This window comes from Pseudomonas sp. NPDC089407 (assembly GCF_044900445.1).
Taxonomy (GTDB): domain Bacteria; phylum Pseudomonadota; class Gammaproteobacteria; order Pseudomonadales; family Pseudomonadaceae; genus Aquipseudomonas.
This window is the reverse complement of the sequence record NZ_JBJDNB010000006.1, coordinates 78,537-91,062: the sequence shown is the minus strand read 5'-3', so window position 1 is coordinate 91,062 and position 12,526 is coordinate 78,537. Positions and strand designations below refer to the sequence as shown.

Sequence of the window (12,526 nt, the reverse complement as noted above, 5' to 3'; positions counted from 1 at the left end):
CACACATCTGCCGCAATCAGCTGTAGCGGCATCACCCATTTGTGAGGTCAGGAATGGTCAGGATCACAATCACCCCAGTGCGTAACGCCAGGGCATTGAGTGCAGCCAAGGAGCGGCACTGATGTCCAGCCAGGCAACTACCCAACTCCATAGCGATCTCGACAGCTCGCCCCTGCTGCTGCCGGCCAAGGTACTGCGCAACGACGCCGAAGCCCTGCAAGCGGCCCGCGAACTGGCCGAGGTCGCGCGCGAGCAGGCCGCCCGCCGCGACCAGCAACGCAAACTGCCATGGGCCGAGATCGAGCTGTTCACCCGCAGTGGCCTGGGCAGCATCAGCGTACCCAAGGCCCACGGCGGCCCCGACGTGTCGTTCGAAACCATCGCCGAAGTATTCCGCCTGATCAGTGCCGCCGACCCGGCCCTCGGGCAGATCCCGCAGAACCAGTTCGGCATGCTGCAACTGCTGCGCCTGACGGCCAGCGAAGCGCAGCAGGCGGTCATCTTCCGTAGCGTGCTCGACGGCTGGCGCATCGGCAATGCCGGACCAGAACGCGGCACCAAAGACACCCTCACCCTCAAGGCTCGCATTAGCCGCGTAGGCGACAACTATCGCATCAGCGGCGAAAAGTTCTACTCCACCGGCGCGCTGTTCGCCCACTGGGTGGCGGTAAAAGCCCTGGATGATGAAGGCCGCCAGCGCCTTGCTTTTGTGCGCCGGGGCAGCCCGGGGCTGCGCATCGTCGATGACTGGTCCGGGTTTGGCCAGCGCACCACCGCCAGCGGTACCGTGCTGCTGGACCAGGTGCCGGTGGATGCTGAGCTGGTGATCGACAACTGGCGCCAGCGCGATACCGCCAATATCCAGGGGGCGGCCTCGCAGCTGATCCAGGCGGCAATTGACGCAGGGATTGCCGAAGCGGCGATCGACGATGCCATCAGCTTCGTGCGTGAGAAGTCCCGGCCGTGGATCGAAGCCAACGTGGAGCGCGCCAGCGACGACCCTTATGTGATCGCCGACATCGGCCGGCTCAAGCTTGAGCTGCATGCGGCAGAAGCCTTGCTGCGCAAGGCTGCGCGGGTGCTCGACGAGGTCAATGCGGCGCCGATCGATGCCGAGTCCGCAGCGCGGGCTTCGATCGCGGTGGCTGAGGCCAAGGTACTGACCACCGAGATTGCCTTGCGGGCCAGCGAGAAGCTGTTCGAGCTGGCTGGCAGCCGCGCCACCCTTGCCGAATTCAACCTCGACCGCCATTGGCGCAATGCCCGGGTGCATACCCTGCATGACCCGGTGCGCTGGAAGTACCACGCGGTCGGCGCTTACCACCTGAACGGCACCTTGCCTGCGCGGCATTCCTGGATCTGATTTGCGGGCCCTGGGGCTGCTTTGCAGCCCATCGCGACACAAGGCCGCTCCTACAGGGATACGCGAGCCCATGCAGGTACGCGGTCTCCTGTAGGAGCGGCCTTGTGTCGCGATGGGCCGCAAAGCGGCCCCAATGGCCCCGGAGAAACACCATGACTACAAACATCATCACTGACGATACCCAAGCCCTGCAGGTCGCCGAAGACATCGCCCAACAACTGCGCCGCGACAGCGCCCTGCGCGACCGCGAGCGCCGCCTGCCGCACGCCGAACTTGAGCTGTTCACCTGTTCCGGCCTTTGGGCCATCAGCGTACCCAAGGCCTTTGGCGGCGCCGGCGTGTCCAATGTCACCCTTGCCAAAGTCATCGCCCGTATCGCCCAGGCCGACGGCTCGCTCGGGCAGATCCCGCAAAACCATTTCTACGGCCTGGAAGTGCTGCGGGTAAACGGTAGCCCCGAGCAGCAACAGCGCCTGTACGCCGAAGTACTGGCCGGCCGCCGCTTCGGCAATGCCCTGGCCGAACTGGGCACCAAAACCGCCAACGACCGCACCACCCGCCTGAGCCGTGAAGGCGACGGTTTCCGCATCAACGGCCGCAAGTTCTACTCCACCGGTGCCATCTACGCCCAGCGCATTCCCACCTCGGTGGTCGACGAACACGGCGTGCAGCACCTGGCCTTCGTCCCGGCCGACAGCCAGGGCCTGCAGGTGATCGACGACTGGAGCGGCTTCGGTCAGCGCACCACCGGCAGCGGCTCGGTCGTGTTCGACAATGTCTACGTCAGCGCCGCCGACGTGGTGCCGTTCCAGAGCGCCTTCGAGCGCCCTACCCCGGTCGGCCCGCTGGCGCAGATCCTCCATGCCGCCATCGACACCGGCATCGCCCGCGCCGCCTACGAAGACGCCCTGCACTTCGTGCGCACCCGCAGCCGCCCGTGGGTCGACTCTGGCCTGGACAAAGCCACCGACGACCCGCTGACGCTGAAAAGCTTCGGCCACCTGGCGATCCGCCTGCATGCCGCCGAAGCCCTGCTGGAGCGTGCAGGCGAATACCTCGACCGCGCCCGTGACGACAGCAGTGCCGACAACGTCGCTGCCGCGTCCATCGCCGTGGCCGAAGCACGCGCAATCAGCACCGAAATCTCCCTCGCCGCCGGCACTGCGTTGTTCGAACTGGGCGGCAGCCAGGCTACCCTGGCCGAGCACAACCTCGACCGCCACTGGCGCAACGCCCGGGTGCACACCCTGCACGACCCGGTGCGCTGGAAGTACCACGCCATCGGCAACTATTACCTCAACGATGCCAACCCGCCACGCCGGGGGACCATCTGATGGCCAGGCAGATCCTGCTCAATGCTTTCAACATGAACTGCATCGGGCACATCAACCACGGCCTGTGGACCCATCCACGGGACACCTCGACCCAGTACAAGACCCTGGACTACTGGACCAACCTGGCACGCCTGCTGGAGCGCGGCCTGTTCGACGGGCTGTTCATTGCCGATATCGTCGGCACCTACGACATCTACGGGCAATCGCTGGACGTCACCCTCAAGGAGTCGATCCAGTTGCCGGTCAACGACCCACTGCTGCTGGTCTCGGCCATGGCAGCGGTCACTCGCCACCTGGGTTTCGGCCTCACCGCCAACCTCACCTACGAGGCGCCGTACCTGTTCGCCCGACGCCTCTCCACCCTCGACCACCTGAGCAACGGGCGCGTAGGCTGGAACATCGTCACCGGCTACCTCGACAGCGCCGCCCGGGCCATGGGCCTGGCGCAGCAACCCGAGCATGACCGCCGCTACGACCAGGCCGACGAATACCTGCAGGTGCTGTACAAGTTGCTGGAAGGCAGCTGGGCCGACGACGCCGTGGTCGCCGACCGCGAGCAGCGCGTCTACGCCCGCCCCGACAAGGTGCGCAAGGTTGAGCACCAAGGCGAGTTCTACAAGGTAGCTGGCTACCACCTGTGCGAGCCCTCGCCGCAGCGCACCCCCGTGCTGTTCCAGGCCGGCAGCTCGCAGCGTGGCCTGGCCTTCGCCGGCAACCATGCCGAATGCGTGTTCATCAGCGGCCAGGACAAGGCCGCCACCCGTGCCCAGGTCGATAAGGTACGCGCCGCTGCCCGGGCCGCCGGGCGCGACCCGCAGGCGGTCAAGGTGTTCATGGGTGTTACGGTGATCGTCGCCCCGACCGAGCAACAAGCCCAGGCCAAGCACGCCGAGTACCTGCGCTACGCCAGCGCCGAGGCCGGGGTGGCGCACTTCGCTGCCTCCACCGGTATCGACTTCGCCGCCTTCGAGCTGGACGAGCCGATCGCCTTCAGCCAGGGCAACGCCATCCAGTCGGCCACACGGCAGCTACAGGACAACGCCTGGACCCGCCGGCGCCTGTTGCAACAGCACGCCTTGGGTGGCCGCTACGTAACCCTGGTCGGTGCACCTGAGCAGGTCGCCGAGCAGCTGATTGCGTGGATCGACGAGACCGGCCTGGACGGTTTCAACCTGACCCGCACCGTCACCCCGGAAAGCTTCGAGGACTTCATCGACCTGGTCATCCCGCAACTGCAACAGCGCGGCCGTTACAAGACCGCCTACGCCGAAGGCACCCTGCGCGAAAAGCTGTTCCAGGCCGAGCACCCGCACCTGCCCGCCGACCACCCCGGTTCGGCATACCGCTTCCCCCCAAACGCTACCCCTGCCCCGACTGGAGCCCTGCACCATGCTTGAGAAACTGTTCCGGCCCGTCGCGGCCATCGCCATCAGCCTCGGCCTGTCTGCCACTGCCCTGGCCGCCGACCCCTTGAAAATCGGCACCACATCGGCCTTTGCCATCCCGCTGGAAGCCGCCGTGGAAGAAGCGCACAAGCAAGGCCTGGACGTGAAGCTGATCGAATTCAGCGACTGGATCGCGCCCAATGTCAGCCTCAACAGCGGCGACATCGACGTGAACTACTTCCAGCACATCCCGTTCCTGGAAAACGCCAAGGCGGCTGCGGGCTTCAACCTGGTGCCGTACGCACCGGGCATCATCAACAACGTCGGCCTGTACTCGAAAACGTACAAAAGCTTCGCCGAGCTGCCTGAAGGCGCCAGCGTGGCCATCGCCAACGACCCGATCAACAGTGGCCGTGGCCTGCAACTGCTGGCGAAGGCCGGGTTGATCACGCTCAAGCCAGGGGTCGGCTACAAGGCCACGGAAGACGACATCGTCGCCAACCCGAAAAAGCTGAAGATCCTGCAGGTCGAGGCGGTGCAACTGGTACGCGCCTATGACGACGCCGACCTGGTGCAGGGTTACCCGGCCTACATCCGCCTGGCCAACACCTTCGATGCAGGCTCCGCGCTGCTGTTCGACGGCCTGGAAAACAAGGAGTACGTGATCCAGTTCGTCATTCGCCCGCAGAGCAAGGATGACCCGCGCCTGGCCAAATTCGTCGACATCTATCAGCACTCGCCAGCCGTGCGCGCAGCGCTCGATAAAGCCCACGGCAAGCTCTACCAGGCCGGCTGGGAAGGCTGACATGAGTCAGGCCAGCGCGCTCAGGGCGCCTACCACACAACCACTGCCGCCAACGGCCAGGGAGCAGGCCTTGCGCCCGGAGGTCAATGAAGCCCATGTACGCTTCATCGGCCTGGGCAAGACCTACCCGGGCCAGACGCAACCGGCCTTGCACGGCATCGACCTGAACATCCGCCATGGTGAGATTTTCGGCATCATCGGCCGCAGCGGCGCCGGTAAGTCGTCGCTGCTGCGCACCATCAACCGGCTGGAACAACCCAGCCAGGGCCGGGTGCTGATCGACCAGGTGGACATCGCGCCGTTCGACGAAGACCAGCTGGTGGCCCTGCGTCGGCGCATCGGCATGATCTTCCAGCACTTCAACCTGATGTCGGCCAAGACCGTGTGGCAGAACGTCGAGCTGCCATTGAAGGTGGCGGGCGTGGCCAAGGCCGAGCGCCAGCGCAAGGTGCGTGAGTTGCTGGAACTGGTCGGCCTGCAGGAAAAGCACCACGTCTACCCGGCGCAGTTGTCCGGCGGGCAGAAACAGCGCGTGGGCATTGCCCGGGCACTGGTGCATGACCCCGAGATCCTGCTGTGCGACGAGGCCACCTCGGCGCTGGACCCGGAAACCACCGCCTCGATCCTTGAACTGCTGCGCGACATCAACCGGCGCCTGGGCCTGACCATCGTGCTGATCACTCATGAGATGGCGGTTATCCGCGATATCTGCCACCGGGTAGTGGTACTCGAGCGCGGTGCAGTGGTCGAACAGGGCGAAGTCTGGCGGGTATTCGGCTCCCCGCGCCACGAGATCACCCGCACCCTGCTCGCGCCGCTGCAGGCCAAGTTGCCCGCCGCGCTGCAAGCCAGCCTGCGGGCCAGCCCGGTTAGCCGCGACAGTGCCGTGGTGCTGAAGCTGACCTTGCTTGGCGAGCCGGAACTGTCGGCCCTGTTCAGCGACCTGGGTGGCCGCGTGCGCCTCCTGCAGGGCGGCGTGGAAACCATTGGCGAGCATGCCCTGGGGCAACTGATCCTGTCGGTCCAGCACGCGCCGCACGACACCCATCAACTGCTGGAACGTGCCCGCCGCTGGGCCGAGGACGTGGAGGTACTGGGCCATGTGGTTTGATCGCCTGCTGGAAGGCCTGCTCGATACCCTGCTGATGGTCGGTGTGTCGTCGTTGGTCGCACTGCTGGTGGGGGTGCCGATGGCCGTGCTGCTGGTCACCAGCGACAAGGGTGGAATCTTCGAGGCACCGCTGCTGAACCGGGTGCTGGGCGCTTTCGTCAACCTGTTCCGCTCGATCCCGTTCCTGATCCTGATGGTCGCACTGATCCCCTTCACTCGCCTGGTGGTGGGCACCACCTATGGCGTGTGGGCGGCGGTAGTACCACTGACCATTGCTGCCACGCCGTTCTTTGCGCGGATTGCCGAAGTCAGTTTGCGTGAAGTCGACCATGGCCTGGTGGAGGCCGCGCAAGCCATGGGCTGCCGACGCTGGCACATCGTCTGGCATGTGCTGTTGCCGGAAGCGCTGCCCGGGATCGTGGGGGGGTTCACCATTACCTTGGTGACCCTGATCAACTCCTCGGCCATGGCCGGGGCGATTGGCGCCGGGGGCTTGGGCGACATTGCTTATCGGTATGGTTACCAGCGCTTTGACAGCCAGATCATGCTGACCGTGATTGCCATGCTGGTGGCGCTGGTGGCGTTGATCCAGCTGGGTGGGGACCGCTTGGCGAAGGGCTTGAACAAGCGTTAAATCCGGGGGCTGCTTTGCAGCCCGATCGCGACACAAGGCCGCTCCCACAGGCGACCGCATACCCTTGTAGGAGCGGCCTTGTGTCGCGATCGGGCCGCAAAGCGGCCCCGGCGATCTCAACCCCAGCGCAAATCCCCAGCCGGCACCGGCCGCCCGAACCAGTACCCCTGCCCCAGCTGACACTGCTCCTGTAGCAGGAAGCCGGCCTGTTCCTGTTGCTCGATACCCTCGGCATGCACCTGCATGCCCATGCTGCGGGCCAGGGCGATGATCACCCGCACGATCGCGATGTCATCTTCATCCAGCGGCAACCCGGCTACGAAACCTTGGTCGATCTTCAGCTTCTGCACGGGTAGGCGCTTGAGCCGCAGCAGCGATGAATAGCCGGTGCCAAAGTCATCGATGGCCAGGGTCACGCCAAGCTCACGCAAACGGTGCAGTTGCTCCAGCGCCACCTCCGGGTCTTCCATCACCGCGCTTTCGGTGACCTCCAGCTCCAGCAAGGCGGGGGCCAGGCCGGTCTCGTGCAGCACTTCGGCCACTTGCCGATACAACGCGTGCTGGCCAAACAGGCGGCTGGAAATGTTCACCGCCACAAAGGCCAGCTGGCGACCTTGCGCCTGCCATTGCACCATTTGCAGGCAGGCCTGGCGCAACACCCAGGCGTCGATTTCGGCAATCAACCCGGTGCGTTCGGCAATCGGGATGAACTCGCCCGGCGGCACCAGGCCACGTTGCGGATGCTGCCAGCGCACCAGTGCCTCGACGCCGACCTTGCAGCCAGTCGCCAGGTCGTGCACCGGCTGATAGAACACGCGCAGCTCGTCATGCTCCAGCGCCCGGCGCAGTTCGCCGGCGGTCTCGACCCGGTGCTGTGCATGGGCTGTAAGTTCTTCGGTGTACAGCGCATAGCACGCGCGCCCGTTGCTCTTGGCTTTGTACAACGCCGAGTCGGCATTGCGCAGCAACTGCTCGGCACTCAAGGCGTCGCTGGGGAACAAGCTGATGCCTGCACTGACACTGATGAACAGGCGATGTCCATCGAACAGGAACGGCTCGCGCATACGCTCGATGATGCACTGCGCCAGCTTGCCCGCCTGGCCGACCTGCTGGCAGTTTTCGGCCAGCACGCCGAACTCGTCACCGCCCAGGCGGGCCAAGGTCACGCCGCTGCCCAGTACCTCGCCCAGGCGCTCGCCCACCAGTTTCAGCAACTGGTCACCGATGGTGTGGCCCAGGCCATCGTTGATGCTCTGGAAATGGTCGAGGTCCAGCAGCAGCAAGGCGCAACCGCGCTTGTTGGCCTGCGCGGCCGCCAGCGCCTGCTCGACGCGGTCGGTGAACAGCAGGCGGTTGGGCAGGCCGGTCAACGGGTCGTGGTGGGCCAGGTAGGCCAGCTCCTGCTCCGAATGCTTGATCGCACTGATGTCACTGAACACCGCTACGTAGTGGCTCAGCTCACCCTGGTCGTCGCGAATGGCGCAAATGGTCTGCCACTGCGGGTAGATTTCGCCACTCTTGCGCCGGTTCCAGATTTCGCCGCTCCATTCGCCTTTTTCTGCCAGGGTGGCAAAGACCTGCTGGTAGAAGGCCAGGCCATGGCGGCCCGACTTGAACTTGCTCGGGCGCTGACCGATGACTTCATCCTGCTGGTAGCCGGTGATGCGCATGAACGCGCGGTTGACGTGCACGATCAAGCCTTGGCGGTCGGTCACCAGCACGCCTTCAAGGGTGCTGTCGAACACCGCGGCCGCCATGCGCAGCCGCTCCCGGTCTTCGCATCGCATGCGGGCGCCATGGCCAATGAAGTTCAGCAGGCGCACCCGCGACATATATATCAGCCATGCACTGAGCAGCACCCAGACCACCACGTTGATCTGCCGCCCCACGGTCAGTGCCAGAGGATCGTCAGTCATGCTGTGCAGCATCACCTCGGCCAGCGCCAGCCAGAGGATCGAGAGCACCACATACAGCGCAGAAAGGCGCAAGGCGTCGCGAACGGAAACAGACATGTCGGGTGGGATAGCCCATTGAAAAGAAAGGGGCATTATAAAGGCTGAAACATGTCGTGACCTCCTATCTAAACGGTTGACTGGTTTTATTTCCCCACCAAGGGATAATCGACCCTTCCCCCCGCATTTCGAGGGTATTTACACCTATGTGGTACAACGGCCTGCTCGACTTGTCGGCCTGGCAACTGGTCGGCATCACTTTGTTGATGACCCATGTGACCATTGTCGGCGTCACGGTCTACCTGCATCGCTACTCCGCGCACCGGGCCCTGGAGCTCAACGGCGCGCTCAAGCATTTCTTCCGTTTCTGGCTGTGGCTGACCACGGCGCAGAACACCCGCGAGTGGACCGCCGTCCACCGCAAGCACCACGCCAAGTGCGAAACCCCCGACGACCCGCACAGCCCTGTGCACAAAGGCCTGAGCACGGTGTTGCGCAAAGGTGCCGAGCTTTATCGTGAAGAGGCACGCAACCCTGAAACCCTGCGTATCTACGGCAAGAACTGCCCGGACGACTGGATCGAACGCAACCTCTACTCCCGTTACAAACTGGGCGGCATCGCGCTGATGGCGGTGATCGACTTGTTATTGTTCGGCACCATCGGCATCACCATCTGGGCGGTGCAGATGATGTGGATCCCGTTCTGGGCCGCCGGTGTGGTCAACGGCCTGGGCCATGCGCTCGGCTACCGCAATTTCGAATGCCGTGACGCCGCCACCAACCTGGTGCCGTGGGGCATCGTCATCGGTGGCGAAGAGCTGCACAACAACCACCATACCTACCCCAACTCGGCCAAGCTGTCGGTCAAGCGCTGGGAATTCGACATGGGCTGGGCGTGGATCCGCCTGTTCTGCCTGCTGCGCCTGGCCAAAGTGCAGCGCGTGGCGCCGATTGCCCACCGGGTCGAAGGCAAAGGCAGCCTGGACATGGACACCGCCATGGCCATCCTCAACAACCGCTTCCAGATCATGGCCCAGTACCGCAAGCTGGTGATCGGCCCGCTGGTGAAGCAGGAGCTGGCCCGGGTCGATGCCTCGGTAAGCCACCACTTCCGCCGCGCCAAACGCCTGCTCTCGCGTGAAACCAGCCTGCTGGAAGACCGCCACCATGTGCGCATCCAGTCGATGCTGGCGCACAGCCAGGCGCTGAAGACCATCTATGAAAAGCGCTTGGCCCTGCAGCAGATCTGGGCGCGCACCAGCGCCAACGGCCACGACATGCTGGCCGCCATGAAAGACTGGGTACACGAGGCCGAAACCAGCGGTATCCATGCCTTGCGTGACTTTGCGGCACAGCTCAAGACCTACTCCCTGCGCCCGACCGGCGCCTGACCACCGTTGATCAGCACGCCCCGCAATGGGGCGTGTCGCCTGGAACTTCCCCTCCCCGCTTCCACTCAAACCCGGCACATCGCCCGCGTGGCGGGCAGGATGCTGGCCGCACGCTTTCACGTTGAGACTCACTTCGTGCACATGGCCAAGAACATTCCAACAACATTGCCCGGTCGCTCACCTCCCGGTGCTGCGCAGACACTACTGGCGCTATTCCACGCCCAAGGCGAGGTTGCCCGCCTGAGCGAACGCGAGCAGCTGTTCAGTTCGTTGCTCGACAGCGTCAATGCGGTGCTCTGGGCATTCGATTGGGAAACGCGCCAGGTACTTTACGTAAGCCCCGCCTACGAGCGCATCTTCGGTCGCCCGGCCAGCCTGGTACTGGCCGACTTCAATGAGTGGCGCGACAGTATTTACCCCGACGACCTGGAGTACGCCGAACGCAGCCTTGCCCAAGTGCTGCTCAAGGGCGCAGTGGAAGACCGCGAATACCGCATCATCAATGCCGACGGGCAGCTGCGCTGGCTGAGCGACAAGTGCTACATCAACCAGCATCGCGACGGCGATCGGGTGATCATCGTCGGCATCGCCGAAGACATCACTGAAAAGAAGCAGCTCGAAGGCGAACTGCAACGCCTGGCCACCACCGACGTGCTGACCCAGAGCAGCAACCGCCGGCACTTCTTCGAATGCGCCCAACAGGCTTTCGACAACGCCCGCGAAGACGGTACCCCGCTGGCCTTCCTGTTGCTGGACATCGACGACTTCAAGCACATCAACGACAGCTATGGCCACCAGGAAGGCGACCAGGTGCTGCAACAAATCGCCGACAGTGGCAAGGCCGTACTACGCCGTGGCGACCTGTTCGGGCGTATTGGTGGCGAGGAATTTGCGGCGGTGTTCCCGGGTTGCAGTGCCGAGGTAGCCGAGCAGATTGCCGAGCGCCTGCAGCGGCAGATTCAGCGTTTGAGTTTCAGCCATGGCGGGCAGACTTACGGCGTGACTGTAAGCCAGGGGCTTACCGGGCTGACCGATGAAGATGTGGCTTTGGACAGCCTGTATGCCCGCGCCGATGCGGCGATGTACCAGGCCAAACGGCAGGGCAAGAACCAGATAGTCCGCGGCTGAATTACCCGAAGGCTTACACGATCCCTGTAGGAGCGGCCTTGTGTCGCGATCGGGCTGCGAAGCAGCCCCGGACTTCAGCGAACATGCACAAATCTGGGGCTGCTTCGCAGCCCTATCGCGACACAAGGCCGCTCCTACAAAGGTCAGCGTCCAGCCTAACTTAGGTAGCTGGCTCAGGTGGCGCCGGCTTAACTCCCGGGTTCTCCACCTTTCGCAGCCGGCTCAACTCCGGCAACCCGATCTTGAGCAACCGCGCAGTCTTGCCGCTGGCCACCTTCTCCAACCCCTGCTCGGCCGGCAAACGCGACAACTGCCCGGCCAGGTTCATGGCCAGGATCTCCCGCGAATACACCCCGCCGCCCAGCTGGTAGATCGCCGCAATCAGCTCACGCAGGGCCAGCGGCAAGCGCCAGCGGGTGCGCAGCGCCGAGCCGAACGCCGCACCGAATTCATTGAGTGAAAGCTGTACCTTGTCCTCGTCCAGCTCACCGCCGGCCAGGCGCCATTCCTGCAGGCAACGCAGTACCGCCAGGTCGCCCAGGCAATGCAGCAGCCCCGCGCAGTAACAACGCCCCTCGTCCAGCTCGAGCATGCGCGCCAGGGTGCGGCCATATTCGGCAGTGTGCAGCGACAGGTCCCAATAGCGGGCCGCATGCTCCGCCAGCAACGGGTCGCTGAGGCGTGCGCTACGTTTCAGGGTCATGCCCAGAATCAGGTTCATGCTCTGCGTACTGCCAAGCTTGTTCAAGGCTTGCAACAAGGTCTGCACCGGTGCCTCACGGTGCAGCGCCGCGCTGTTGGCCGCAGCGATCAGCACGGCAGTCACCTGCGGGTCTTTACGCACTTCCTCTTCCAGCACCTTGAGGTTCAGGCCCTGAGGGTTGAGCGCACGCTTGATCGCCACTTGCACATCGGCCAGCAGCGGCCCGCCATCGGCGGTCGCGCGGCGCTGTTCGAGATAGGCAGGCAGGCTGGCACCTGCCTGCAAGGGCGGCACCGGGCAGGCGATTTCTTCGCCAACCGCCAGCAGCAGCTCTTCCAGGCGCTTGCGCAGGTTGTCCAGGTTCAGTGGCTTGCTCAGGTAGGCCGTGGGGTGCAACGGCAGCGCCTCGCGCACACTGGCGCTGTCGCTGCGGTTGCTCATGAGGATGAACGGCAACCCCGAGCCTTTGGCGCGTACCTTGCGCAGCAAGTCGAGGCCGTCGATGCCGGCCAGCTCGCGTGCAGCAATGATCAGGTCGGGCTTGCCGGCCAAGGCACTCAGCGCCTGCGAGCCGTCGGCACATACCTGCAGCCGCGCATCACAGCGCACGCTCAGCAGCATTTCGCTGAGCATGTCACGTACCCATGGGTCGCCTTCGACAATCAGTACGCTTGGTGGTGTGGGGTCTGCAGCGTTCATCGCCAACTACTCCTGAAAATC

Annotated in this window: 10 protein-coding genes; 8 read left to right on the top strand and 2 right to left on the bottom strand. The window is 64.3% G+C overall.

Features of this window, described 5'->3' with window-relative positions:
* Positions 1-121 precede the first annotated feature (121 nt).
* From ACI2KG_RS06885 to ACI2KG_RS06860, 6 genes are all read left to right on the top strand, one after another.
* Positions 122-1,363, top strand: coding sequence for an SfnB family sulfur acquisition oxidoreductase (locus tag ACI2KG_RS06885; RefSeq protein ID WP_404661336.1), 1,242 nt, complete (start codon positions 122-124; stop codon positions 1,361-1,363).
* Positions 1,364-1,515: 152 nt separating this feature from the next.
* Positions 1,516-2,697, top strand: a complete 1,182-nt coding sequence (locus ACI2KG_RS06880) for an SfnB family sulfur acquisition oxidoreductase (RefSeq protein ID WP_404661335.1) — start codon at positions 1,516-1,518, stop codon at positions 2,695-2,697.
* On the top strand, positions 2,697-4,094 hold the full coding sequence (locus tag ACI2KG_RS06875; RefSeq protein WP_404661334.1) for an LLM class flavin-dependent oxidoreductase: 1,398 nt from the start codon (positions 2,697-2,699) through the stop codon (positions 4,092-4,094). The genes ACI2KG_RS06880 and ACI2KG_RS06875 overlap by 1 nt, the downstream gene beginning before the upstream one ends.
* Positions 4,087-4,887, top strand: coding sequence for a MetQ/NlpA family ABC transporter substrate-binding protein (locus ACI2KG_RS06870; RefSeq protein ID WP_404661333.1), 801 nt, complete (start codon positions 4,087-4,089; stop codon positions 4,885-4,887). The genes ACI2KG_RS06875 and ACI2KG_RS06870 overlap by 8 nt, the downstream gene beginning before the upstream one ends.
* Position 4,888: 1 nt before the next feature.
* Entirely contained in the window at positions 4,889-5,998 is a 1,110-nt protein-coding gene (locus tag ACI2KG_RS06865) for a methionine ABC transporter ATP-binding protein (RefSeq protein ID WP_404661332.1), read from the top strand.
* On the top strand, positions 5,988-6,632 hold the full coding sequence (locus ACI2KG_RS06860; protein ID WP_079230410.1) for a methionine ABC transporter permease: 645 nt from the start codon (positions 5,988-5,990) through the stop codon (positions 6,630-6,632). Before ACI2KG_RS06865 ends, ACI2KG_RS06860 begins: the two co-directional genes overlap by 11 nt.
* Before the next feature lie 116 nt (positions 6,633-6,748).
* Here the strand turns inward: ACI2KG_RS06860 and dibA are convergent, their stop codons facing one another.
* Complete coding sequence (gene dibA, locus ACI2KG_RS06855) at positions 6,749-8,644, bottom strand: phosphodiesterase DibA (RefSeq protein WP_404661331.1); 1,896 nt, start codon at positions 8,642-8,644, stop codon at positions 6,749-6,751.
* A 146-nt stretch (positions 8,645-8,790) separates the two neighbouring features.
* On the opposite strand from dibA, the gene desA reads away from it, so the two are divergent.
* Both desA and ACI2KG_RS06845 read left to right on the top strand, forming a co-directional pair.
* Positions 8,791-9,975 (top strand): delta-9 fatty acid desaturase DesA, encoded by a 1,185-nt coding sequence (gene desA / locus ACI2KG_RS06850; protein WP_404661330.1) that lies wholly within the window; start codon positions 8,791-8,793, stop codon positions 9,973-9,975.
* 99 nt (positions 9,976-10,074) lie between these two features.
* The gene (locus tag ACI2KG_RS06845; RefSeq protein ID WP_404661329.1) at positions 10,075-11,103 is read left to right on the top strand and encodes a GGDEF domain-containing protein; all 1,029 of its coding nucleotides are present in this window, start codon (positions 10,075-10,077) and stop codon (positions 11,101-11,103) included.
* Between the two features lie 160 nt (positions 11,104-11,263).
* Here the strand turns inward: ACI2KG_RS06845 and ACI2KG_RS06840 are convergent, their stop codons facing one another.
* On the bottom strand, positions 11,264-12,505 hold the full coding sequence (locus ACI2KG_RS06840; protein ID WP_404661328.1) for an HDOD domain-containing protein: 1,242 nt from the start codon (positions 12,503-12,505) through the stop codon (positions 11,264-11,266).
* Between the last annotated feature and the right edge of the window lie 21 nt (positions 12,506-12,526).